General features: G+C 71.4%; 26 protein-coding genes, 2 tRNA genes and 1 other RNA gene. 11 read left to right on the top strand and 18 right to left on the bottom strand.

The annotated features are described in order from the left end of the window. Positions 1–73 precede the first annotated feature (73 nt). Together ACN263_RS28685 and ACN263_RS28690 are read left to right on the top strand one after the other, a co-directional pair. Positions 74–655, top strand: coding sequence for an HNH endonuclease family protein (locus tag ACN263_RS28685; RefSeq protein ID WP_422740855.1), 582 nt, complete (start codon positions 74–76; stop codon positions 653–655). Further along, positions 655–1,047, top strand: a complete 393-nt coding sequence (locus ACN263_RS28690; protein WP_421473622.1) for a hypothetical protein — start codon at positions 655–657, stop codon at positions 1,045–1,047. Before ACN263_RS28685 ends, ACN263_RS28690 begins: the two co-directional genes overlap by 1 nt. 52 nt (positions 1,048–1,099) lie before the next feature. On the opposite strand, the gene ACN263_RS28695 is transcribed toward ACN263_RS28690, so the two are convergent. The 8 genes from ACN263_RS28695 to ACN263_RS28730 form a co-directional block, all read right to left on the bottom strand. Continuing rightward, positions 1,100–2,197, bottom strand: coding sequence for an ABC transporter ATP-binding protein (locus ACN263_RS28695; protein WP_422740856.1), 1,098 nt, complete (start codon positions 2,195–2,197; stop codon positions 1,100–1,102). Between the two features lie 17 nt (positions 2,198–2,214). Then, positions 2,215–3,201, bottom strand: a complete 987-nt coding sequence (locus tag ACN263_RS28700) for an ABC transporter ATP-binding protein (RefSeq protein WP_422737341.1) — start codon at positions 3,199–3,201, stop codon at positions 2,215–2,217. 49 nt (positions 3,202–3,250) lie between these two features. Beyond that, positions 3,251–4,264 (bottom strand): ABC transporter permease, encoded by a 1,014-nt coding sequence (locus ACN263_RS28705; protein WP_422737342.1) that lies wholly within the window; start codon positions 4,262–4,264, stop codon positions 3,251–3,253. Beyond that, the gene (locus tag ACN263_RS28710) at positions 4,261–5,268 is read right to left on the bottom strand and encodes an ABC transporter permease (protein ID WP_422737343.1); all 1,008 of its coding nucleotides are present in this window, start codon (positions 5,266–5,268) and stop codon (positions 4,261–4,263) included. The genes ACN263_RS28705 and ACN263_RS28710 overlap by 4 nt, the downstream gene beginning before the upstream one ends. 99 nt (positions 5,269–5,367) lie before the next feature. Then, positions 5,368–7,041 (bottom strand): ABC transporter substrate-binding protein, encoded by a 1,674-nt coding sequence (locus ACN263_RS28715; RefSeq protein WP_422737344.1) that lies wholly within the window; start codon positions 7,039–7,041, stop codon positions 5,368–5,370. A gap of 253 nt (positions 7,042–7,294) precedes the next feature. Continuing rightward, entirely contained in the window at positions 7,295–7,732 is a 438-nt protein-coding gene (locus tag ACN263_RS28720; protein ID WP_422737345.1) for a hypothetical protein, read from the bottom strand. Positions 7,733–7,818: 86 nt separating this feature from the next. Continuing rightward, entirely contained in the window at positions 7,819–8,412 is a 594-nt protein-coding gene (recR, locus tag ACN263_RS28725; protein WP_355052561.1) for a recombination mediator RecR, read from the bottom strand. An 8-nt stretch (positions 8,413–8,420) separates the two neighbouring features. Next, complete coding sequence (locus ACN263_RS28730; protein WP_238433593.1) at positions 8,421–8,729, bottom strand: YbaB/EbfC family nucleoid-associated protein; 309 nt, start codon at positions 8,727–8,729, stop codon at positions 8,421–8,423. Between the two features lie 201 nt (positions 8,730–8,930). Between ACN263_RS28730 and ACN263_RS28735 the strand changes: the two genes are divergently transcribed. Continuing rightward, positions 8,931–9,671 (top strand): DUF998 domain-containing protein, encoded by a 741-nt coding sequence (locus ACN263_RS28735; RefSeq protein ID WP_422737346.1) that lies wholly within the window; start codon positions 8,931–8,933, stop codon positions 9,669–9,671. Here the strand turns inward: ACN263_RS28735 and ACN263_RS28740 are convergent. Further along, positions 9,568–12,399 (bottom strand): DNA polymerase III subunit gamma and tau, encoded by a 2,832-nt coding sequence (locus ACN263_RS28740; RefSeq protein ID WP_422737347.1) that lies wholly within the window; start codon positions 12,397–12,399, stop codon positions 9,568–9,570. The genes ACN263_RS28735 and ACN263_RS28740 overlap by 104 nt on opposite strands. A 179-nt stretch (positions 12,400–12,578) precedes the next feature. After that, an RNA gene (gene ffs, locus ACN263_RS28745) (signal recognition particle sRNA small type) lies at positions 12,579–12,668 on the bottom strand. Between the two features lie 82 nt (positions 12,669–12,750). On the opposite strand from ffs, the gene ACN263_RS28750 reads away from it, so the two are divergent. Both ACN263_RS28750 and ACN263_RS28755 read left to right on the top strand, forming a co-directional pair. Then, positions 12,751–12,835: transfer RNA gene (locus ACN263_RS28750), tRNA-Ser, on the top strand. A gap of 76 nt (positions 12,836–12,911) precedes the next feature. Continuing rightward, positions 12,912–13,748, top strand: a complete 837-nt coding sequence (locus ACN263_RS28755) for a class I SAM-dependent methyltransferase (RefSeq protein WP_422737348.1) — start codon at positions 12,912–12,914, stop codon at positions 13,746–13,748. Positions 13,749–13,757: 9 nt separating this feature from the next. Here the strand turns inward: ACN263_RS28755 and ACN263_RS28760 are convergent, their stop codons facing one another. Then, positions 13,758–14,000, bottom strand: coding sequence for a flavin reductase (locus tag ACN263_RS28760; RefSeq protein WP_422737349.1), 243 nt, complete (start codon positions 13,998–14,000; stop codon positions 13,758–13,760). 201 nt (positions 14,001–14,201) lie between these two features. Here ACN263_RS28760 and ACN263_RS28765 point away from each other — a divergent pair, with 201 nt between their 5' ends. Beyond that, positions 14,202–14,969, top strand: a complete 768-nt coding sequence (locus ACN263_RS28765) for a helix-turn-helix domain-containing protein (protein ID WP_422737350.1) — start codon at positions 14,202–14,204, stop codon at positions 14,967–14,969. Further along, complete coding sequence (locus ACN263_RS28770; protein WP_422737351.1) at positions 14,960–15,151, top strand: DUF397 domain-containing protein; 192 nt, start codon at positions 14,960–14,962, stop codon at positions 15,149–15,151. The genes ACN263_RS28765 and ACN263_RS28770 overlap by 10 nt, the downstream gene beginning before the upstream one ends. A gap of 1 nt (position 15,152) precedes the next feature. Here the strand turns inward: ACN263_RS28770 and ACN263_RS28775 are convergent, their stop codons facing one another. After that, entirely contained in the window at positions 15,153–15,701 is a 549-nt protein-coding gene (locus tag ACN263_RS28775; RefSeq protein WP_422737352.1) for a YciI family protein, read from the bottom strand. A gap of 360 nt (positions 15,702–16,061) precedes the next feature. Between ACN263_RS28775 and ACN263_RS28780 the strand changes: the two genes are divergently transcribed. Together ACN263_RS28780 and ACN263_RS28785 are read left to right on the top strand one after the other, a co-directional pair. After that, entirely contained in the window at positions 16,062–16,616 is a 555-nt protein-coding gene (locus tag ACN263_RS28780; RefSeq protein WP_422740857.1) for a hypothetical protein, read from the top strand. A gap of 92 nt (positions 16,617–16,708) precedes the next feature. After that, positions 16,709–17,203 carry a hypothetical protein gene (locus ACN263_RS28785; protein WP_422740858.1) on the top strand — a complete coding sequence of 165 codons (495 nt, stop codon included), beginning with the start codon at positions 16,709–16,711 and terminating at the stop codon, positions 17,201–17,203. A gap of 25 nt (positions 17,204–17,228) precedes the next feature. Here the strand turns inward: ACN263_RS28785 and ACN263_RS28790 are convergent, their stop codons facing one another. Beyond that, positions 17,229–17,858, bottom strand: a complete 630-nt coding sequence (locus ACN263_RS28790; protein WP_422737353.1) for a TetR/AcrR family transcriptional regulator — start codon at positions 17,856–17,858, stop codon at positions 17,229–17,231. Between the two features lie 130 nt (positions 17,859–17,988). Here ACN263_RS28790 and ACN263_RS28795 point away from each other — a divergent pair, with 130 nt between their 5' ends. Next, a complete protein-coding gene (locus ACN263_RS28795) occupies positions 17,989–18,738 on the top strand; it encodes an SDR family oxidoreductase (protein ID WP_422737354.1) in 750 nt (249 codons plus the stop codon). 58 nt (positions 18,739–18,796) lie between these two features. On the opposite strand, the gene ACN263_RS28800 is transcribed toward ACN263_RS28795, so the two are convergent. After that, a tRNA-Ser gene (locus tag ACN263_RS28800) sits at positions 18,797–18,883 on the bottom strand. Positions 18,884–18,958: 75 nt separating this feature from the next. Between ACN263_RS28800 and deoD the strand changes: the two genes are divergently transcribed. Beyond that, positions 18,959–19,666: a purine-nucleoside phosphorylase gene (gene deoD, locus ACN263_RS28805; RefSeq protein ID WP_151491018.1), complete on the top strand. Its 708-nt coding sequence runs from the start codon at positions 18,959–18,961 to the stop codon at positions 19,664–19,666. A gap of 233 nt (positions 19,667–19,899) precedes the next feature. Here deoD and ACN263_RS28810 read toward each other — a convergent pair whose 3' ends face one another. From ACN263_RS28810 to ACN263_RS28825, 4 genes are read right to left on the bottom strand one after another with little or no spacing between them, the layout of a single operon-like run. Next, positions 19,900–21,099 carry an ABC transporter permease gene (locus ACN263_RS28810; RefSeq protein ID WP_422737355.1) on the bottom strand — a complete coding sequence of 400 codons (1,200 nt, stop codon included), beginning with the start codon at positions 21,097–21,099 and terminating at the stop codon, positions 19,900–19,902. Continuing rightward, positions 21,099–21,782 carry an ABC transporter ATP-binding protein gene (locus ACN263_RS28815; protein WP_422740859.1) on the bottom strand — a complete coding sequence of 228 codons (684 nt, stop codon included), beginning with the start codon at positions 21,780–21,782 and terminating at the stop codon, positions 21,099–21,101. Before ACN263_RS28815 ends, ACN263_RS28810 begins: the two co-directional genes overlap by 1 nt. An 8-nt stretch (positions 21,783–21,790) precedes the next feature. Continuing rightward, positions 21,791–22,879 carry an efflux RND transporter periplasmic adaptor subunit gene (locus tag ACN263_RS28820; RefSeq protein ID WP_422737356.1) on the bottom strand — a complete coding sequence of 363 codons (1,089 nt, stop codon included), beginning with the start codon at positions 22,877–22,879 and terminating at the stop codon, positions 21,791–21,793. After that, a complete protein-coding gene (locus tag ACN263_RS28825) occupies positions 22,876–23,385 on the bottom strand; it encodes a hypothetical protein (protein WP_422737357.1) in 510 nt (169 codons plus the stop codon). Before ACN263_RS28825 ends, ACN263_RS28820 begins: the two co-directional genes overlap by 4 nt. Positions 23,386–23,504: the final 119 nt, after the last annotated feature.

The raw sequence follows: 23,504 nt of genomic DNA on the forward strand, positions 1-23,504 counted from the left end.
GGTGTCGTCTGTGCGTACCAGATCAGGATCGCGTGCGTCGATCGCCGCGCTCGTCGCGGCGCTGGCGCTCGTCATGGCCGGCTGCGTCCCACCCGAGGAGGCGGAGACCACGCCGGCGCCGGGTGGCGGGGGCGGGAACGCCGTCGAACAGTTGGGCCAGCTGAGTGTCGCCACCGCTGGCTCGATGAAGGGCTACAGCCGGGAACGCTTCCCGCACTGGCGGGACACCGGCAAGAACTGCGACGTGCGGGACACCATCCTGCAACGCGACGGTAAGGACGTGAAGCTCTCCGGCTGCAACGTGGTCGGTGGTCGCTGGGAGAGCGTGTACGACGGCCGCAGCGCCACCGACCCCTCCGACGTGGACATCGACCACACGGTGCCGTTGGCCAACGCGTGGCGCTCGGGTGCCGACGAGTGGGACAACGCCAAGCGTGGTGACTTCGCCAACGACACCACACGTCCGCAGCTCATCGCGGTTTCCGCGTCCTCCAATCGGGCAAAGGGTGACCAGGATCCGTCCCAGTGGAAGCCGGCGAACCGGTCGTACTGGTGCCAGTACGCCAAGGACTGGGTGACGGTGAAGCACTACTGGAAGCTGACGGTGACCGCTGCCGAGAAGGCGGCCCTGACCGACATGCTGGAGGGCTGTTGATGAGCGAGGAACCGGCGACAGACGCCAAGGCGGACGCGGAAACGGCCCCGTCCGCCGCCGGGATGACCGCCGACGGCACCGGCGACACGCCGGCCGCCGTGCCGGGCGCCGGCATGGTCGCGGACTCGACCGGCGCGAGCGCCCCGCAGAGCCGGACCGCCGACATCGTGCCCGGCCCGGGTGGGGTGATGACCGACGAGGTCGGCGTCGTCACCGGTGATCTGACCCTGCGCACCGAGTACGCGGACGGCAAGGTCACCCTGCGGGTGCAGTACAAGGACGCGGACGAGTGGTACGCGGTGACCGGCGGATCGGCTGCGCTGGCCGATCCGGCGGGGCTGGACGCGGTGCACAGCGTCGCCGTCGGACTGCTGAACCGCCCGGAGGGCTGACCGCCGAGTACGCCCGTCGGGGGCCGTCCGTGACGGACGGCCCCCGACGACGTCACGGGGTGGGGATCAACTCGCCCGGCGGGTCGACCGGGCCGGTGCCCTCGGCCGGGCGGACCAGTTCCACCTCGACCTCGTGCGGCCGGATCCGACCTTCGGCGATGTCCTCGGCGAAGTGGCAGGCCACCCGGTGCCCGCCGACCACGTCCCGCAGCTCCGGTCGCTCGCTCGCGCAGCGGGTCGGCTGCGCCCAGGGGCACCGGGTGTGGAACCGGCAGCCCGACGGCGGGTTGCTCGGCGAGGGCAGATCGCCCGCGAGCAGGATGCGCTCGCGACGGTCCTCGACGACCGGGTCGGGCACCGGCACCGCGGACATCAGCGCCTTGGTGTACGGGTGCATCGGCTCGCGGTACAGGTCGTCGCTGGACGCCTCCTCGACCAGGCCGCCGAGGTACATCACGCCCACCGTGTCGGCGATGTGCCGGACCACCGCCAGGTCGTGCGCGATGATCAGGTACGTCAGGCCGCGCTCGTTCTGTAGATCCTCGAGCAGGTTGAGCACCTGCGCCTGGATCGACACGTCGAGCGCGGAGACCGGCTCGTCGGCGACGATCAGGTCCGGGTTGAGCACCAGGGCCCGGGCGATGCCGATGCGCTGGCGCTGACCGCCGGAGAACTCGTGCGGGTACTTGCTGAGGGCGGACGCGGGCAGGCCCACCGCCTCCAGCGTCTCGCGCAGTCGCCGGGAGGTCTCGGCCTTGTCGCCGGCCAGCCCGTGCGCCTTCAGACCCTCCACCAGCAGCGACTCCACCGACTGGCGCGGGTCGAGGCTGGACAGCGGGTCCTGGAAGATCATCTGCATCCGGCGGCGGGCGTGCCGCATCGCCTCGCCCTTGAGCGCGCGTACGTCGGTGCCGTCGAACACGATCTCGCCGTCGGTGGGCTCGACGAGCCGTAGGAGCCCTCGGCCCAGCGTCGACTTGCCGCAGCCGGACTCGCCGACCAGCCCGTACGTCTCGCCCTTGCGGATGCTCAGCGACACGCCGTCCACCGCGTACACGTACCCGACGGTCCGATCGAAGAGCAGGCCGCTCTTGATCGGGAAGTGGACCTTGACGTCGCGCAGCTCGATCAGGGCGGTGGTCTCGTCCAGCGCAGTGGTCTCGTCGGTCATCGGACCGCCACCTCCTCGGAGACGGGGTTGTTGCAGCGCAGGTCGCCGCCGGTGGCGGTGGGTTCGAGCGGCGGGGGCCCGTCCAGGCACGCGTCCACGACGTTGTCGCAGCGCGGCGCGAACGCGCACCCCTCGGCCCACGGAATGTTGTCGGCGACCGACCCGCGGATCGCGTGCAGCCGCTCGCCGCGCGGGGAGTCCAGTCGGGGCACCGAGTTGAGCAGCCCGTGGGTGTACGGGTGCCGGGCCTGCGCGAACAGCTCGTGCCGCCGCGACCGCTCGATCACCTTGCCGCCGTAGAGCACGTTCACCGTGTCGCAGAGCCCGGCCACCACGCCCAGGTCGTGCGTGATCATGATCAGTGCGGTGCCGGTCTCGTCGACCAACTGCTTGAGCAGGGTGAGGATCTGCGCCTGGATGGTCACGTCGAGCGCGGTGGTCGGCTCGTCGGCGATCAGCAGCCGGGGCTTGCAGGCCAGCGCGATGGCGATCAGGGCGCGCTGGCGCATACCGCCGGAGATCTGGTGCGGGTACTCGCTGAGGCGCCGCTGCGGGTCGGGGATGCCGACCGCGTCGAGCAGCTCCCGTGCCTCCCGCAGCGCCTGCTTGCGGTCCCGGCCCTGGTGGCGTTCCAGCACCTCGGCCACCTGCACACCGATCGGGATGACCGGGTTCAACGACGACAGCGGGTCCTGGAAGATCATGCCGATCTCCCGGCCGCGCCGGTCACGCATGTCGCTCGGGCGCAGCTTCAGCAGGTCGGCGCCGTCGAACAGCACCTCGCCGCTGACCTTGTTGCCGCGCTTGGGCAGCAGACCCATGATGGCCAGGCTGGTCACGCTCTTGCCGCAGCCGGACTCGCCGACCAGGCCGACGGTCTGCCCCGGCTCCACCGTGAAGCTGACGTTGTCGACGGCGGTGAACGGCCGCTCGCCCCGCCGCTGGAACACGACGCTCAGGTCACGCACGTCGAGCAGGCTCATCGGGTCACTTCCTCACTGCTGTGGTCCTTGCTGATCGGGCCCACCGCGATCACCGCCGGTTCTTCGGGTCGATCGCCTCGCGCATCGCCTCACCGAACAGGGTGAAGCCGAGCGCGACCACGATGATCGCCAACGCCGGGTAGTAGGCCAGTTCCGGGCGTACCTCGAAGTAGCGCACGCCGGCGTCGCCGAGCATCGCGCCCCACTCGGCCCGGTCCCGATCGGGGTCACCGAGGCCGAGAAAGGAGAGCGACGCGGCCTCGATGATCGCCACGGAGAGCGTCAGCGTCGCCTGCACGATCACCGCGGTCATGGCGTTGGGCAGCATGTGCCGCAGCACGATGCTGCGCTGCTTGACGCCCAGCGCCCGCGCGGCCAGCACGTGGTCGCTCTCCCGCTGGGCGAGCATCGAGCCGCGCAGCAGTCGGGCGAAAATGGGCACGTTGACGATGGCCACCGCCATGATGACCGTCCACTGGCTCGACTTGCTGGCCAGGGCGACCAGGGTGATCGCCAGCAGCAGGGCGGGCAGGGCCAGCATCACGTCGGTGATCCGCATGAGAATGTTGTCCACCCACCCACCGACGGCGCCGGCGATCGCGCCGAACAGCACGCCGATGGCGAGCCCGATGAGGGTGGCGAGGACGCCGACGAAGAGGGTCTGCCGGCTGCCGTAGACCAGGCGGGACAGCAGGTCCCGGCCCAACTCGTCGGAGCCGAGCGGGAAGCCGTCCATGGGTCCGGCGATGTTGTTGGGCGTGAGGAGGTCGGTCAGCTCGTCGAAGCGCCGCACCGGGTCGTGCGGGGCGATCAGCGGAGCGAAGATCGCCACCAGCACGAAGAGCACGATGATGGCGGCACCCACGATCGCCGCCGGGTTGCGGCGCAGCCGACGGAACGCGTCGCGGAACAGGCTCACGCCGCCGGGGGCGGCGGTGGCCTGGGCCAGTTCGTCCAGGCGAGCCTTCTTACGGTCACCGAGGCGGCTGCGGCCCGCGCCGGTCGCCCGCTCGTCCCCTGTGCGCGGAGCCGGGGTGCCAGCCTGCGTGGTTGGTTCGGTCATCGCACACGCACCCTCGGGTCGATGAAGGCGTAGGAGAGGTCCACCAGGAGATTGACCACCACGAAGACCAGTGCGGACAGCAGGATCAGCGCCTGGAGGATCGGGTAGTCGCGGCTGCCCGTGATCGAGTCGGTGATCAGCGTGCCGAGGCCACCCCAGTTGTAGACCTTCTCGGTGAGGACCGCGCCGGACAGCAGCGCGCCGGTCTGGAGACCGATGGTGGTGACCACCGGCAGGAGCGCGTTGCGCAGGATGTGCCGGCCCCGGACGGTCCGCTGCCGCAGACCCTTGGCCTCGGCGGTGCGGACGTAGTCCTCGTTGAGCACGTCCAGCACGCTGGCCCGGGTCATCCGGACGATGACCGCCAGCGGGATCGTGGCGAGCGTGAACGCCGGCAGGACCAGGTGCCAGAGCGCGTCGGCGGTGGCGTCGAACTCCCGGGTGAGCAGGCTGTCGAGGACGAAGAAGCCGGTGATGTTGGTGTTGTCCAACCCGATGCTGACCCGGCCGGACGGCGGGAACCAGTGGATGTTCTGGGTGAAGACGTCCTTGAGCAGGTAGCCCAGGAAGAAGATCGGGATCGAGATGCCGAGCAGCGTGCCCACCACCGTCAGGTGGTCGAGGAGCCGCCCGCGCCAGCGGGCCGCGAGATAACCCAGGGGGACGCCCAACCCGACCGCGATGAGCATCGCCGCGAGGGCGAGCTCCACGGTGGCCGGGAAGGCCCGGCCGATGACCTCGGTGACCGGGTCACCGGTACGGATCGAGTTGCCGAAGTCACCGGTGAGGATCCGCTGCATGAACTTGCCGTACTGCACGAGGATCGGCTGGTCGTAACCGAGTGCCTTGGTCAGCAGGGCGCGGGTCTCGGGGGTCGCCCGTTCACCGAGCAGCGCGTCGACCGGGCCACCGGGCAGGTTCCGCAACCAGACGAAGATCAGCGCTGACAGGGCTATCAGCGTCACCACCAGCTGTAGCAGGCGGCGGACTATCACTCGCAACATCTCTCACACACCAGAGTCTCGATGGTCGCGGAATCGGCCCGGGCGGAGGGAAAACCCCCAACCCGGGCCGATTCCGCCTACGGCGTCAGCCGATTGACGTCACTTCTTGAGGCTGACGGTGTTGAACCGCTCGTCAGTCAGCGGGCTGGCCTTCAGGCCCTCGACGTCCTTGGTGACGACGATCGCCGGCGGCGCGTGCCAGACCGGCACGGCCGGCAGCCACTTGGCGGCGATGTCCCGGTTGACCTGCTCCCAGGCGGCCTTCTTGCCGGCGTCGTCGACAGTGCCGTCGGCCTTGGCGATCGCGTCGAACATCTCGGTCATGCCCTGGTCGCCGAACTCGGCCTTGCCCCGGCCGAAGAACGTGCCGACGAAGTTGCCCGGGTCGTTGTAGTCGCCGGTCCAGCCGAGGATGTGCAGGTCGTGCTTGCCGAACGTCTGCACGTCGTCCTTGAAGCCGCCGTTCCACGGGCGGGGAACCCCGTTGACCTTGATACCGACGGCCTGGAGGTCGTTGGCCAGGATCGTGAAGATCTCCTGCGGGTTCGGCATGTACGGCCGGGAGACGTCCGGCGGGTAGTAGAAGTTCAGCGTCAGACCCTCGGCGCCGGCCTCCTTGAGGAGCTGCTTGGCCTTGTCCGGGTTGTACTCGTACTTCTGCACGTCCGGGGCGTAGCCGAGCACGGTGTCCGGCATGAACTCGTCAGCGACCTTGGCGCCGGTCGGGCCCTTGGTCTGGGCGAGCTGCTGGCGGTTGAGCGCGTAGGCGATCGCCTGCCGCACCCGCAGGTCCTTGAGCTTCGGGTTCTTCTGGTTGAGGCCCAGGTAGAGGATGTTGAACGCCGGGCGGGCCACGACCTGGAAGCCCTCGTCGGCGAGCGCCTTGGTGTCGGCGGGGGCCGGGAAGTCGATGCCGTGGACGGTACCGGCACGCAGTTCCTGCTTGCGGGTGTTCTCGTCCTTGATGATCTTGATGATCATCTTGTCGACCTTGGCCTTGTCACCGAAGTAGTCCGGGTTCCGGTTGAGGGTGATCTCGCCCTTGGTCTTGTCCCAGCCACCGAAGGTGAACGGGCCGGTGCCGACCGGGTGCTCGTTGGCGAACGCGCTGTACTCGAACGAGTCGCCGTTCTGCTTCACCGTGTTGGCGTCGTACTTCTTCAGCGCCTCGGGGCTCGCGATCGACAGCGAGGTCAGCGCGAAGGCGCCGGGGAACGCACCCTTGTACTTCTTGAGCGAGAGAACGGCGGTGCCGTCGTCCTTGGCCTCGCACTTGTCGTAGATCGACTCGCCCGCGCCCTCGGCCTCGTTCTTGGCGAAGCCGCCGAAGACGTCCATGTAATAGATCATGTTCGCCTGGGCCGCGGCGCCCTGCATGTTGTACCAGCGGTCGAAGTTGTAGCAGACCGCCGCCGCGTTGAAGGGGGTGCCGTCGTGGAACTTCACGCCCTGCCGCAGCTTGAAGGTCCAGACCTTACCGGTCGGGTCGTGCTCCCAGCTCTCGGCCAGGCCGCCGGTCAGCTCCGCCGTGCCCGGCTTGTGGCTCACCAGGGTGTCGAACATCTGCCGGACCGGCCGGAACGACTCACCGTCGTCATTGAAGATCGGATCGAAGTTCTTCGGGTCACCGGCACCCGCGAAGATGAAGGTGCCGCCGGTCTTGGCCTCGCCACTGTCGCCGCCACGCTCGCTCTCCGCGCAGCCGGCCGCGCCGACCGCCAGAGCGGCAACGGCCGCGATGGCCACAGCCGATTTGAGCCTTCTCGCCTGCATCTCTCACCTCTGTCATGCGCATGACCACGCCGAGCTGTGGCTCGGTCCGTGTGCGGGAGGCTATGACATGTAACACCGGGAGCGGAACGGCCGTCAGGCAATCGCTACCAAGCCGACACCTTGCGCAGACGTCTGACAGTCGACGACACGGCGAACACATCGAGCGACACATCGAACACGTTGACCGGGAGGTGACGGGACCGGCCACCGGCACGTCGATCCGCCGGCTCCGAAGGGCATCCGGAGGCGTCGATCAGGATGCGGGTGTCGGGCAGACCGCCAGCCGCTCGACGGCCGAGCCCGCCGTGGCCGTACCCAGGTCGTGGAAGGTCACCCGGTGGCAGGCGTTCACGTGACTCACTCCGAACACCACGCCGAAAGGGGCAGAACCGTACACGGTCACCACCAGGTCAGGCACCCGGCGGACCTCCCGCACCTCGACCGGGGTGCCCTCCGCGACCGCCGCCAACCGTTCGTCGGACGGCGTCGCGTCACCGGTGGCGACCACCGCCGCGCCGTACGCCTGGGCGTTCCGGGTCACCGCGGCTTCGGCCTCGGCCTCCTCGGCACGGGTGTCCGCGCCGATTCGCCGGCTCCCCACCTCGATCGCCACGAGGACGCCGGCGAAGGCCAGCGCCAGCACAGCCACCAGCACCGCCGGCGCCCAGGACCGCCCGTCCGAACGCCGCACCGCTACCTCCCCGGGTACGCCTGTGGGCCCGCGCTCGTCGCGCGGACCCACTCAGTTGTAGCCCACCGGTGACGATCCGTGGGGGGTCAGACGGCCCGGCGCCCCTCGAAGGCGCGACCGAGGGTGATCTCGTCTGCGTACTCGAGGTCACCGCCGACCGGCAGTCCGCTGGCCAGCCGGGTCACCGCGATCCCCATCGGCTTCACCATCAGCGCCAGGTAGGTGGCGGTCGCCTCGCCCTCGGTGTTCGGATCGGTGGCGAGGATCAACTCCCGCACCGCGCCGCCGCTCAACCGGGTCAACAGCTCACGGATGCGCAGATTGTCCGGGCCGATCCCTTCGAGGGGATTGATCGCGCCGCCGAGCACGTGGTAGCGGCCCCGGAACTCGCCGGTCCGCTCGATGGCCACCACGTCCTTGGGCTCCTCCACCACGCACAGCACCTCGTCGGTGCGACGCGGGTCGCGGCAGATCCGGCACTGCTCGGACTCGGCCACGTTGTAACAGGTCGTGCAGAAGCGCACCAGCTCCTTGACCTTGCGCAGCGCGCCGGCCAGCCGGTTGACGTCGGCCGGATCGGCCGAGAGGACGTGGAACGCGATCCGCTGGGCGCTCTTCGGGCCCACGCCCGGCAGTCGCCCCAGCTCGTCGATCAGGTCCTGGATGGCGCCTTCGTACATCTGCCGGCTCAGAAACCGGGCAGGCCGAGGCCGCCCATGCCGCCGGCGACCGGGCCCATCTTGCGCTCGGTCAACTCACGCGCCGCCTCGGCGGCGTTGTGCACGGCCGCCACCACCAGGTCTTCCAGCGTCTCCACGTCGTCCGGGTCGACGGCCTTCGGGTCGATCTTGATGGCCTTCAGCTCGCCCGCGCCGGACACCGTCGCGGTGACCAGCCCACCGCCGGCCGTGCCGGTCAGCTCGGCCTCGGCCAGCTCGGCCTGAGCGGCGGCGATCTGCTGCTGCATCTTCTGCGCCTGCTTCAGCATCTGCTGCATGTTCGGCTGTCCACCTGGGCGCACGGATGGCTCCTTCTCGCACTCGTCTGCTCGGCCGCCGACCAGCCTAGCCGCTGGGACCGACGCCGCCGTGTCCGGTGCGTCCGCCCACGCCGAGCGACGGAGGTACGGCTACCACCACCCCGAACCGGGCGTCTGGCGGTAGTGCGCCGGTACCCGCCGCACTGGTCTGCTCACGGTATGAGTCTCAACCGCAGTGGCCGCGTCGCCGCGCTGTGCTGGGCGGTGGCCGCACCGGTCTTCCTCGTGGCCAGTCTGGTCACCGGCCTGCGTTGGCGCGAGCCGACCTACAGTTGGGCCACCCACAACATCAGCGACCTCGGCAACGTGCACTGCGGGGTCTGGGACACCACCCGACCCCGCCTCGTCTGCTCGCCCTGGCATCCGCTGATGAACGCCGCGATGCTGGCCACCGCCGTCCTGCTCGCCGCCGGACTGCTGCTGACCTGGCGGCTCCTCGGCCGCGGCGGCGTGGTGCGCTCGGCGCAGATCCTGCTGCTGCTGGCCGCCGGCGGGTACGCCCTGGTCGCCCTTCATCCCGCCGACGTCGACGAGAACCGGCACGTCCTGGGCGCATTCCTGATCATGGTCGTGGGCAACGTCGGTCTGCTGCTCGCCGGGTTCGCGCCCCACTCCACGGTGCTCGGCCGCTGGCGACGACTCTCCCTCGCCGCCGGGCTCACCGCGCTGACCGGGACGGTACTGTTCGTCGCCCAGCAGGGCACCGGCATCGGGGTGGGCGGCATGGAACGCGTCGCCGTGCTGCCCTTCCCCCTGTGGGCCTGCTGCCTCGGCGTCCTGCTGGGCGAAGCGCCGGTTACCGCGCGTCCACCTCGTCGATCTTCTCGGCGCCGAAGGTCTCCCGCAGCAGCCGTACCGCCTGCTCCTCGCTCGACTCCCGGGCCGTCTTCTCGTCGATGACCTCGTCCAACGGCTCGTCGCCCGGGTCGAACCCCTCGTAGGTGGGCTTGGCCGCCGGCGGCGCGCCGCCCGGCCGCCCGCCCCGCACCGGTCCGTCGTAGTCCGGGTCGTAGGGAGGTTCGCCCGCCCATTCCGCGTCCGCGGTGGGCCGGCTCGCCGATGGGGTACGAGCACCGCGCCCCGCCGCCGCCGCGCGAGCCGCGGCGATGGCGCTGCTGACCGGTGCGCCACCGGCTGACGCCGGCTGCCGCGCCCCGGGCGTCGGGTTACCCCGCCCGCCCGGGTCACCACCGTTCGGAGTGGCACCGTTCGGATTGGCACCGTTCGTGGGGGTGCCGTTCGCGCCTGGACCGCCTCCGCTGCCCGTCGCGCCGCCGTTGCGGGCGGATGCGGTAATCGGGTCCGGTCCGGGCGGGACACCGCCGGGGCGGGCGGCCTCCGGCCACTCCTGGTCATCCGTCGCCTCGGTGCCCGGGGCACCGCCGCCCGGGCGCGCTGCCTCCGGCCAGTCGTCCTCCGGGTCGGCGACGGTGGTCGAGGTGGGCGCGGCCGATGGGCTGCTCGGCGAGACGGGAGCAGCTGCCGCAGTCGGCGGAGCGCTCGGACGGGGTGCTGCGGGCGGCGCGCTCGTCGGGCCGGGAGCGGCTGCCGCAGTGGGCGCGACGCTCGGGCCGGGTTCGACGGGCGGTGCGCTCGTCGGACTGGCGGCGGCCGCGTTCGGTGTGGCGGGTCGGGCCGGGGCGGCCGGCTGGGAGCGTGGCAGGCCGGACAGCGACGTGCCACCCCGCTCGCCGGCCACCTCGCAGCGGATCTGCCAGCGCCCGCCCAACTCCTCGTAGAGCGCGTCGGTAAGCACCGCCGCGTGATCGGCCATCATCTTGGCCAGCACGGAGGACTTGACGGTCAACACCAGCATGTCGCCGTCGAGTTCGCGGACCACCGCGTCGCGCATCAGGGCGGCGATCCGCTTGTTGGTCCGGTTGACCTTGCCCACCACGTCGGGCCAGACCCGGCGTACCGCGACCGCGTCCAGCGCGGGGGGCGGCGTGCCCGGGCGGGGCGGCGCGGGCGTCGCCGGGTCGGGCAGTACGGCCGACGGCGGGACCGCCCGACGCGGGGCCGGCGAGCCGGTACCCGGTCCGGCGGGCGAAACGGGCACGGCCTCGGACGTCGGGGCAGCGGCCGACGCGCCGGGCGACACCGGAATCGGCGAGTCCGCCGCCGAGGGTGCGTGCGTGCTTCGGGTGCCCGAATCGGCGGCGGCCGAGCCCGCAGCACCGGCACCCGAGACGGCAGCACCGGCAGCGCCCGAGGCGGCAGCGCGGGCGACACCCAGGGCGGCAGCGCGGGCGGCACCCGAGCCGGGAGCGGTCGCGGCGGTGGCACCGCCGGTGCCTGCGGCGTGCGGGGACGCCGTCGGGTCGACGTCCCACGGCGGGGCGGAGGTCGGGGCGGCGGCGGGCGCGGGGCTTGCGGCAGCCGGTACCGGGGGCGCCGACTGTGGGCGTACCCCCGGGGTGGTGGCGGGCGCGAAGCCGGCGGCGGCCGGCGGCGCGTCGGTGCCGGCGAGGGTGAGCCGGCGTTCCATGCGTTCGAGGCGCTGGAGCAGGCCGCCGGTGGAGTCGTCGACGCCGGGCAGCAGCATCCGGGCGCAGATCAGCTCCAGCAGCAGCCGGGGCGCGGTGGTGCCCCGCATCTCCACCAGGCCGTCGTGCACGATGTCGGCGCAGCGCGAGAGCGTTGCCGGGCCGAGCTGCGCGGCCTGGGCGGCCATCCGCTCGATCTGGTCGGCGGGGCCGTCGATGAGGCCCTTCGCGGCGGCGTCCGGCACCTGCTGGATCACGATCAGGTCGCGCAGCCGTTCCAGCAGGTCGGAGGCGAACCGGCGCGGGTCGTGCCCGGCCTCGGCCACCCGGTCGACGGTCGCGTACGCGGCCGCGCCGTCCCCGGCGGCCAGCGCGTCGCACATCTCGTCGATCAGCGCCGAGTCGGTGACGCCGAGCAGCGCGGCGGCCCGCGCGTAGCTGACCCCCTCCGGGCCGGCGCCGGCGATGAGCTGGTCGAGTACGGAGAGGCTGTCCCGGGCGCTGCCCCCGCCGGCGCGGACCACCAGCGGGAAGACCGCCGGCTCGACGGAGACGCCCTCGGCCTGGGTGAGCTGTTCGAGGTACGGGCGGAGAACCTTCGGCGGGATCAGCCGGAACGGATAGTGGTGGGTCCGCGAGCGGATCGTGCCGAGGACCTTCTCCGGCTCGGTGGTGGCGAAGATGAACTTGACGTACTCCGGGGGCTCCTCGACCAGCTTGAGCAGGGCGTTGAAGCCCTGGGTCGAGACCATGTGCGCCTCGTCGATCACGTAGATCTTGAAGCGGCTGTTGGCCGGCGCGAAGAAGGCGCGCTCGCGCAGCTCACGGGCATCGTCGACACCACCGTGGCTGGCCGCGTCGATCTCGATCACGTCGATCGAGCCCGCGCCGTCGGTGGCGAGCGAGCGGCACGACTCACACTTGCCGCACGGCTCCGGGGTGGGGCCCTGCTCACAGTTGAGCGAGCGGGCCAGGATCCGGGCGCTGGAGGTCTTGCCGCAGCCGCGCGGGCCGGAGAAGAGGTAGGCGTGGTTGAGCCGGCCGCTGCGCAGCGCCTGCGACAACGGCTCGGTGACGTGCTCCTGCCCGATGACCTCGGCGAAGGTACGTGGCCGGTACTTGCGGTACAGCGCCAGCGTCACTCGTCCCGCCTCCTCTCGACCGAGCCATTCTGCGCCGGTCGGGCGCGGGTGACCACCCACCCCGCCGCGCCGGCTCGGCCTCGCGCCTTGATCGACTCGGCTTCCTGGAAATCGGGGTGTCCGCATGCCCGGGATGCCCCGACATCACGCATGTCGAGTGGATCAAGGCGCGGAGACGAAAAGGCCTCCCGTGCACCCGGCAGAGCTCGCTTATCCTTGCTGCCTTCCGGCCCTGGGGAGGTTCACGAGATACCGCCGCACGGGAGGTGACGCCAACCCTACCCGACGGCTCGTCGATCTTCAGGGGGTGGTGGGGTGTCCCCGTTCACGGCGGCCTGTATCCTGGCTCGCGGAGGATTCGCCTAGAGGCCTAGGGCGCACGCTTGGAAAGCGTGTTGGGTTTACACCCTCACGAGTTCGAATCTCGTATCCTCCGCTCGCAGAGCATGATCGACGCCCGGCAGACCGATAACAGGTCGGCCGGGCGTTGTCGTTGTGGTCTCATCGATGCCGTGGCCGACGCGACGTGGCAGTGGGACGAGACCTTGTACGCCGGCAGCGCCCGGCACTACAGCGTCGGCCGATGGCCGTACCCACCCGCAATCGCCGAGGCCATCCGTACCGCGCTCGACCTGGACAGCACCGGCCGGCTCCTGGACGTGGGCTGCGGTCCCGGTTCATTGACGCTGCTGCTCGCGCCCCAGTTCGAGACGGCGGTCGGGGTGGACGCCGACCGGGACATGCTCGCCGAGGCGCAGCGCCGGGCCGGCGCGGCCGGGGTCACCAACGTCGAGTGGCGGCACCTGCGGGCCGAGGACCTGCCGGCCGACCTGGGTACGTTCCGGGTGGCCACGTTCGCGCAGTCGTACCACTGGATGGATCGACCGCTGGTAGCCCGCCGGGTCCGCGACATGCTCGCGCCCGACGGGGCCTGGGTCCACCTCAGCGCGAACACCCACCAGGGCGTGGCCGATGATGACCGACTGCCGTACCCGCGACCGCCCTGGACGCGGATCGACGAGTTGGTCGCGCGCTACCTGGGGCCCGTCCGCCGGGCCGGTCGGGGGTTGCGGCCCGCCGACACCCCGGCCGCGGAGGAGGACGTGATGCGGCACGCCGGTTATGCCGGTCCGCACCGGATCACCGTAGGGCAGGGCAACGTCGTGGAACGGTCGGTGGACGAGGTGACGTCGGCGGTGTTCTCGCTGTCCAGTTCGGCGCCGCACCTGTTCGGCGATCGGCTGCCCGCGTTCGAGGCGGACCTGCGCGAGCTGCTGACATCGGCGGCCCGGGACGGCCTGTTCGCCGAACGGCCACGCGACATCGAGATCGTGATCTGGCGACCCTGACGCCGCCCCTCACCCTCGGGCGCGGGTCCAGGAGAGGAAGCGGTCGGTGAGCCGGGACGGGTCCACCTCTGTGAGCTGCTCGCTGGCCTCGGTCAGGAGCGTCGCCAGGTAGACGGTCAGCGCCACCCGATCGCCCCGGTACTCGCCGAGCAGCCGGAGCTTCGCCGCCGAGCAGGGCCAGGCGATGCCGCAGGCCTGACATCGCCAGGTGGGTCGGGTCGGTAGGTGGTTCCGGTGGCGACGACGCGGCACGAGCGAGCCCTCCTTCGCTGGTGGAAGGGGTCGCCCCGCCTCCGCGTCGGGGCGACCCCGCGACTGACGTCGGCCGCCGGGCTGCTGCGCCTCCACCGGCCACGCCGTCTTTTGTGGACTCACAGTGCGGCGCGTCATCGGGCAGATACAGGGCGTAGCTATATGGTTCTCAGATATTCGAGACATCCGATGGAGGGGACCGTGAACGACGCGTTGCGGGTGGCGCTCAACGACAACGGGCACACCACCGAATCCCTCGCCGAGACCGTCGGCGTCGACCCGAAGACCGTTGCGCGCTGGTTGACCGAGGGCCGCATCCCGCATCCTCGGCACCGCCTGGCGGCAGCGGAAGCCCTCCACAAGGACGTGTCGGACATCTGGCCGGACACTGCGAGACGTCGTGACCCCATTTGGTTTCGTCCCTGGCAGGAAATCGAGCGCGAAGCGGTGTCCCTGCGGTCGTACGAATCGACCGTCCTGCCAGGGCTGCTGCAGACCGAGGCGTACGCCCGCGCGGTCCTCAGCGGCGCGGGCCTGATCCCCCGAAGCGAGATCGAGCGCCACCTCAGCGTCCGGCTCAACCGGCAGGGCGTGCTCAAACGGGACGACCCGCCGCAGTTCACGGCGGTCGTCGACGAGGCGATCCTGCGCCGGCCGGTGGGCGGCCGGTCGACCATGCACGAGCAGCTGCTGGCCCTGGTCACGGCCTGTGCGGAGCCGCACATCCGGGTGCACGTCGTGCCGACGACGGTCGGCGCGTACGCCGGACTCAACGGGCCGTTCGTGATCGCGCACAGCCACGACCACCGGGTCGCCGGCTACCTGGACAACCAACTCCAGGGACAAGTGGCTAGCGACCCGGACGACATCGCGGCCATGATGGCGGCATGGGAGAACGTGCGCGGCGAGGCGCTGTCGCACTCGCAGTCGGTCGAGCTGATGACGGAAGTGGCGGAATCATGGAGCTGAACGGCGCGCGGTGGCGCAAGAGCACCCGCAGCAGCGGCAATGGTGGCAACTGTGTCGAGGTCGCCGACAACCTGCCCGGCGTGGTCGGCGTACGGGATTCCAAGGACCCGACCGGTCCGGCGCTCGCCTTCGCGCCGGCCGCCTGGCGCGCGTTCGTCGGCCAGCTCAGCGCGAGCGCCTGACTCAGCGACGCCCGCCTGGCTGCCACGGGTGCACCTCCACGGAGGCGTACCTGTGCTGGGTCAGGATGGCGCGCGCCGCGTCCGGGCCTGACGCCTCGGCCAGCATCGCGGTGCCCAGCCAGGTGACGCCGTCGTCGGAGAGCAGCGGCCCGTACGCGATCAGGCGCTCCGGGTGGGGCGGCACCGCCAGGTCGACGCCTTCCCCCGCTCCGAGGGCCAGTACCAGGTAGCGGTTGTCCCCGGCCGGATCACCGGGAAAGTCCCACATGCTGCGTCCCAGCGTGTTGCGCCAGCGTCGGAGCAGCACGTCGCGGTACACGCCGGCCTGGTAGTTGGGCTCGTCGAACGCGAAGGCGCGGGCAGCTACGGGATCGGGCAGGTCGACGACGTGCAGACTGCCGCTGGGCGTCTCGCCGTCGTCGCCGAAGGTCGGCCCGCGGGCGATCATCTCGGCGGCGTACCGGTCCATGTAGGACCAGTGCGCCTCCAGCAGTTCGGCCCGCAGAGCGACCGAGTCGGGCCGGTCGCGGTGGAAGCACAGGAACTCCATGGCCGACAGTCTGCTCAAACGATGAGCCCGTTGGGGCCCTTGATCGACTCGAGTTCCTGAATTCCGTGGCGTCCCAGCCACTTCGACACCCCGGCTTTCATGAACCCGAGTCGATCACGCACCCCCACCGCGACGGTCGACCCCCGTCCGGGCAGAGCTGGTGACCACACCCGAACTCCGACCTCCAACGACCAACCACCCGACATGAGCGCCTGGTAGCGGCCGTCGGGAGGGGCCGGACCGCCGCCGGTCCGGCCCCTCCCGGGTACGCCCCGACGGCCGGTAGCGTGCCAGGCACGAGCGGCGGCCGGAACCGTCGTACACATGTTCTATCCACAGGCTGTGGACGGCGGAGGATCGATGGCGTACCAGCTCAGCGCGGTGGTCGCGGACGCGGACCTGCTCCGCGAGCACACCGCCGAGCTGGACCACGCCGTCCTCGGTGAGCTGCGCCAGGACTTCGCGCTGCTACCGGTCACCCCGCAGTTGGTGACCGAGCTGACCGGGTCGCTACCGGACTACGCGGCGGACGACCGCAGCGCCGAGCAGCCGTTCGACCTCGTGCTGTCGCCGCCGCTGGCCGCGTTGCTCGCCGCGTGGTCGCGGTCGGGGCCGGTGGCGTACCTGGAGGCGGAGTTCGGCGGCGGCGTGGGCCACCAGTCGGCGGCGGTGTGGCTCGGCGGGGAGCTGTCCTGGGGGCCACGCTTCGACGACGTCCTGGAAACCCCGCGCGAGGAGTGGCCGATCAACGCGGCGCTCAGCCGACTCGGCGTGGAGCGGGGTGCGTGGATCGATCCGTTCGCCGAGTTGGGGTTGCATCTGGAGCGGAACACCGCCGGCTGGTTGGCGCACGGGCGGCGTCGACTCAGCGCCGACTACTGGGACGAACTGATCGAACAGTGGGAAAACCAGTAATCCGCCGGCGGGCAGCAACCTGAACGGCCCCGGTCCGTTGGGGACTGGGGGATTCCATGAAATTGCGACAATTTGCTTTTATTGCCATGCTGCTGGCTGCTGCCTCGATCGCGGGCAGCGGTCCGCCACCCGCCGGACCGATGCCGGCGAACCGGCCCGCCGGCAACGTCGAGGTCATCGACCTGCACGGCCTGCGCAACATCGAGTTCGGCGACACCGAGGCCGAGCTGACCCGTCGGGGCATCCTGCGTACCGACCAGGACGCCTGCGGGCCGGTACTCACCGGCCACGACACGGTCAGCCCCGTCTTCGTCGAGGACAAACTGGTGCTGCTCTGGGTCGGCGATCCGATGCGAACACCGGAGGGCATAACGGCCGGCTCACCCGTCGAGGAGGTCTGGGACCGCTACGCGTCGGTCACCCGGCTGCCCGCTCCACAGGGGACGCACCGGCTCGACGGGCTGCTCGCCCGCAGCGGCGACCGCGCGTACCTGTTCCTGCACGACGGGCGCACGGTCCGGAAAACCATCGCCGGGTACGCCGACTGGGCGCGCCGCCTCTTCGACGAGGGCGCCGCCCCCTGCTGAACCACTCGGCGTCCACGTCAGACGGTCAGGCGGAGCCCACGTGCGCGGGCGGGCGCGCGCCGGACACGGCGGCGAACCCACCGAGCGCGATCTCCGCGGTCTGCCGCAGCTCGTCGCGGGAGACCCCGGCGGCGGCGTGGATCGCCTGCCCCTCGGTGACGCTCATGACGAAGCGGGCGAGCGCGGCCGGGTCGGCGTCGGCCGGCAGGTCACCTTCGGCGACGGCGCGGGCGAACCGGTCGGCGAGGGCCCGCTCACCGGCCAGCCGACTGGCGGCGAGGAACTCGGCGACCGGGGCGTTCACGCTGGAGCAGGCGGTGCCGCCCTGGATCGACAGGCAGCCGGCGGGACGGTCGGGCCTGGTCACGGCGAGCACGTTCTCCCGCAGCAGGGTGGCTACCACCTCGTACGCGGTGGTTTGGGCGATGGCGTGCCGCGCGTACCCCATGTCCTGGTCTGCGTAGCGGGCCACAGCCTTGCGGAACAACTCCTCCTTGCTGCCGAAGGCGGCGTAGAGGCTCGGCTTGTTGATGCCCATGGCGGCGGTGAGGTCGCTCATCGAGGCGCCCTCGTACCCCTGCCGCCAGAACACCTCGAGCGCGCGTTCCAGCGCCTCGTCGACGTCGAAGCCGCGTGGCCGCCCTCGTACCGGCATGGTCCTCCACCTCCGGCCACCCATCCTACCCACCGCGAAACCGATCGGTACAGAAATTTGCGGGCAGGCCAGATGGTTGCTACGTTCGTTCGGTACCGCTCGGTACAGAATCCTGTGGAGGAGAACGATAGTGGGACAGCTCGACGGCAAGACCGCTCTCGTCACCGGGGGCACCACCGGCATCGGCCTGGCCACCGCCCGCCGCTTCGCCGCCGAAGGCGCGTACGTCTTCGTCACCGGTCGCCGCAAGGGCCCGCTGGACGAGGCGGTGGCCAGCATCGGCGCCAACGCCACCGGCATCGTCAGCGATTCCGGCAAGCTCGACGACCTGGACCGGGTGATGCGGGCGATCGAGGAGCGCGGCGCAGGGCTGGACGTCCTGTTCGCCAACGCCGGCGGCGGCGAGTTCCGTCCGCTCGACGCGATCGACGCCGAGCACGTCGCCAACACCTTCGACACCAACATCTACGGCACCGTTTTCACCGTGCAGAAGGCCCTGCCCCTGCTCAACGAAGGTGCCTCGGTCGTGCTGACCGGCTCGACCTCGGCCGTCAGCGGCATCCCGGCGTTCAGCGTCTACGCCGCCTCCAAGGCCGCCATCCGCTCGTTCGGGCGCAGCTGGGCCGCCGAGCTGATGGACCGCAAGATCCGGGTCAACACCCTCATCCCCGGCTCCACCGAGACTCCCGGGCTCGCGGGCCTGGCACCCAGCGCCGCGGAGTCACCCGCTCTGCTCAAGAACATCGCGTCCACCGTGCCGATGGGTCGGCTGGCCCACCCGGACGAGATCGCGAACGCGGCGCTCTTCCTCGCCTCCGACCAGAGCAGCTTCATGACCGGTAGCGAGCTGTTCGTCGACGGCGGCGAAACGCAGCTCTGACGCGAGAACGCCCGGTCGATCCGCAGGGATCGCACCGGGCGTTCTCGTGTTTCACGAGCGGTGGCGGCGGGATTTGAACCCGCGGAGGGCGTAAACCCTCACACGCTTTCGAGGCGTGCTCCTTAGGCCACTCGGACACGCCACCGCCGACGAGGGTACAGGACCACAGGTTCGGACGCCGAACCGGTATCGCCGGAGCCGGCCTGGCAGGATCTTTGCCATGAGTACGCACATCGGCGCGAAGCCGGGCGAGATCGCCGAGCGGGTCCTGATGCCGGGTGACCCCCTGCGGGCCAAGTGGATCGCGGAGACCTACCTCGAGGGCGCGACCTGCTACTCGACGGTCCGGGGCATGCTGGGCTTCACCGGCCGCTGGAACGGCGTCGAGGTCTCCGTCCAGGGCTCCGGCATGGGCATGCCGTCCGCCTCCATCTACGCCCACGAGCTGATCAACGAGTACGGCGTGAAGACGCTGATCCGGGTCGGCTCCTGCGGTGCCCTCAGCACCGACCTGCAACTGCGTGACGTGGTCGCGGCGATCGGGTCGTCCACCGACTCGAACATGAACCGGATGCGCTTCGACGGTCTGATCGACTACGCCCCGGTGGCCGACTTCGGCCTGCTGCGTACCTCGGTCGAGGTGGCCGAGCGGCGCGGCATCGCGATGCACGTCGGACCGATCCTGGCGGCGGACGCCTTCTACACGGACCGGCCGGACCTCTACGACACGCTCGCCGACTACGGCGTGCTGGCGGTGGAGATGGAGTCGGCGGCGCTCTACACGATCGCGGCCCGGTTCAAGGCCCGGGCCCTGACCGTGCTGACCGTCAGCGACCACATCAAGACCGGCGAGAAGACCACGTCGGAGGAGCGGGAGCAGACCTTCAGCCAGATGGTGGAGATCGCGCTCGACACGATCATCGCCTGACCTTCCGGGGCGGCACACCGCGAAGAGCGTGATGACTGACAGGCATCTTGATGCCTCACAGTCATCACGCTCTTTCGCTCACGCCGGGCCACGCCGGGCCACGCCGCGCCACACCACGCCGGGCCGCGCGCCGCGCCACACCACGCCGGGCCGCGCGCTGCGCAACACCACGCCGGGCCGCACCGCGCCATGCCAGACCACGCCGCGCCACACAAGGCCGCCCGCCAAACCGGTCAGACGGCGGTGAGCGCCTCCGTCGGGGAGAGCCGGGCGGCGCGGACCGCCGGGTAGAGGCCGGCGAAGCCGCCGATGACCAGGGTCGCGCCCACCCCGCCGAGCATCGCCCAGGCCGGTACCACGGTCGGCCAGCCCTGGGACAACGCGTACCCGGCGGTGACCAGGATGCCCAGCAGCACCCCGCCGACCCCGCCGAGCGCGGAGAGCAGCAGCGACTCGGCGAGGAACTGGGTGCGTACCTGACCTCGGGTGGCCCCCAGCGATCGGCGCAGGCCGATCTCGGCCCGGCGTTCCAGCACCGAGATGACCATGGTGTTGGCCACGCCGACGCCACCGACGAGCAGGGCGACCGCGCCCAGGCCGAGGAGCAGCCCGGTGAAGGCGGCGTCGGTCGCCTCGGCGGCGGCCAGCGCGTCCGAGGGCCGGGACACCTCCACCTCGTTGGGCGCCTCCGGGTTGGCGGTCGCTCCGAGCGCCGACCGGACAGCCTCGACCTGGGACTCCTCGGCCCGGGTGTAGACGGTGGTCGGGTGGCCGTCGAAGCCCAGGTAGTCGCTCGCCGCGGACCAGCCGACCAGCGCCGACGCGTCCAGCTCCGGGGCGAGCGGCGCGGGAGCGAGGACGCCGACCACGGTGAACCACCGCCCGCCCAGCCACACCTGCACCTGCGGGTTGGCCTTGTCGACCCCGAGCCGGTGGGCGGCGGTCGCGCCGAGGACCACCGCCGGGTAGCGGGCGGTGGCCTCGTTGAGCCACGTTCCGCTGGTCACCTGCGCTCCGACGGTGCCGAGCAGGTCCAGCCGGGCCGCCCGGGTGGCGATCCCGCCCGTCTCGGCCGCCGGGATCCGGTCCGAGCGGTACACCTTGGCGTCGGAGACCTGGCCGGTCGCGGACACCTCGGTCACCGGGCCGATCCGCCCGATCATGGCCACCGACTCCTCGGGTAGCTGGGCGTCCGCGCCGAACAGGGTGTTGCCCGGTTCCACGGTGAGCAGGTTGGTGCCGAGCGCGTCGAGCGCCCGGTCCAACTCGGCCCGGGACGACGACGAGATGCCGACCACCGCGATCATCGCGGCGATGCCGATCGCGATGCCCAGCGCCGAGAGGAACGCCCGCAGTGGTCGGGTCCGCAGGCCCACCCCACCGACGCGCAGGACGTCCCCCGGTCCCATCCGGGCCGGGGTGAGCACCGCCATCAGCCGACCCCGCCCGTGGCGAGGAGCGAGTCGTGCCGTACCGCGCCGTCGCGCATCCGTACCTGCCGGGGCAGGCTGTCGGCGATCTCCCGATCGTGGGTGATCACCACGACGGTGGTGCCGGCCCGGTGCAGCTCGTGCAGCAGGTCCAGCACTCCGGCGCCGGAGGTCGAGTCGAGGTTGCCGGTCGGCTCGTCGGCGAGCAGCACGGCGGGCTCGCCCACCACCGCCCGGGCCACAGCCACCCGCTGCCGCTCCCCGCCGGAGAGCTCGTGCGGCCGGTGCCCGAGCCGGTGGCCCAGGCCGACCCGGACCAGCGCGGCCTCCGCGCGGTCGCGCCGCCTCCGCAGGGGTACGCCGGAGTAGAGCAACCCGTCCGCCACGTTGTCGACCACCGGGACGCCGGGGGCCAGGTGGAACTGCTGGAAGACGAAGCCGATGCGGGTGGCCCGCAACGCGGACAGCTCCCGGTCGGAGAGCGTCGCCGCGTCGTACCCGTCGATCCGGACGCTGCCCGACGAGGGCCGGTCGAGGGTGCCGATGAGGTGCAGCATCGTCGACTTGCCCGACCCGGACGGGCCGACGATCGCCACCAGCTCGCCATAGCCGATCCGCAACGACACGTCGTCCAACGCGACGACCCCGCCGGGGTAGCGCTTGCTGACCCGGTCCAGCACGATCACGTCGCCGGTCACGCCGGAACCACCACCCTCGTTCCCTCGGCGATCCCCTCGCCGGTGACCTCCACCCGCCCGTCGGCGAAGAGACCGGTGGTCACCGCCACGATCCGGCTGGTACCGCCGTCGACGACCTCGACGCCGTAGCCGCCCTCGGCGAGGGCCAGCAGCGCCGCCACCGGCACGGTGAGCACGTCCGCCCGTTCCGACGCGGTGAAGGTGACGTCGACGCTGGCCTGGTCGAAGCCGGCGAGGGCTTTCGGATCGGCCACCGCGACGGTCACCTCGATCTTCGTCTCCGCCTCCGCCGACTGGCCGTTGGCACCGGCCGTACCGGTCTGGATGACCGTCTCGACCGCGCTGACCGTGCCGTTCACCGCCCGGCCGTCCGGCAGCTTCACCCGGACCTTCGCGTCGCGCTTGGCCAGCCGCTGGTCGTCCACGTCCAACTCGACGGTGACCACCCGGCTGGTGCCGGTGTAGGTGAGCACCGCCTGGCCGGGCTGGGTGACCGCGCCGACGTCGACCTGGTGGCTCTCCACCCGGACCTCACCGTCGGCGTACACGACGCGCCCGGGCTCGACCCGGCCCGTCTCCGCCAGGCCGAGGTCGTCCTGCCACTCGCGGACCGCGTCGGCGGTCGCGCCGGTGTACTCGTCGTCGACCGTGAAGCCGTCGTACCCGAGCGCCGCGAGGTTCCGCTCGAACTGCTCGACGTCGGCGCCCTCCACGCCCGGGGCGAGCGTCCGGTACGCGGGCAGCCCGCCGTAGAGGAGTACCACCTCCGCGTTGTCGACCAGGTAGAGCGGCTTGCCCCGGCGTACCGTCGACCCGGTCGCCGGCAGCCCGGTGACCGTGCCGCTCAGCCTCGCCGTGGCGGTACGCGTGGTGCCGTACCCCAACTCGCCGTCGGCGGTCTCGGAGTCGGCGAGCGTCTGCCGGGTGATGGCGGCGGTGTCCGCCGGAGGACCGGCCTGGGCGGCGTCCCCGCCGGTCCCGCCGCCGAAGCCGACCGCGGCGACCACGCCCACGGCCGCGACCAGCAGCACGACCCCACCGACGAGGGCGGCCCGCAGGCGGGCGCGTCGGGCGGTGCCGGTCACCGGCCACCGCCGAACTGTGGCGCGTACTGCCGGCACTTCTCCATCGCGGCGCGCAGCGCCGGGTCACCGATGTCGAGTCCGTCGTCGCCCCTGGGGATCTGGATCCGCCCGTCGGCGTCCGGGTCCGGGAAGTTCGGGACGCCGTTCTCCCGCATGCACTTGGCCATGGTGCGCATCTGCTCGGCCTGCTCCGGGTTGAGCTGTGGGCCCTGCCCGCCGTTGGGCAGGTTGTCGCGGCACTTCTCCATGGCCGCCTCGACCTTCTGCGGGTCGGCGTCCCCGTCGAACCGGAACCCGGGGCGGCCACCCGGCTCCGGGTCGGGCATGTCCACCCCGTTCTCCCGCATGCATCGGGCGAACGCGAGTCGACGTTCCGAGTCGCCCGCCGGTGTGGCGCTCGCCGTGGTGCCGCCCTTCGCGCCGCCGGCGGTCGCGACCCCGCCACCGTCGTCCGCCGGGCCGCACCCGGCCATCGCCAGGGCGAGCAGGGCGGGGATCGCGAGCATCTGTCGCCGCATGGTGTCCGCCTCCGTCTTCCAGGTCCGGCGCGGATCGCCGGACGTTGTCGCCCAGTTCAGGGCAGCGGACGTATCCGGGGCGTAACCGTGCACGGTTATGCCGCCGT

The organism is Micromonospora sp. WMMD729, from assembly GCF_049315225.1.
GTDB lineage: Bacteria > Actinomycetota > Actinomycetes > Mycobacteriales > Micromonosporaceae > Micromonospora.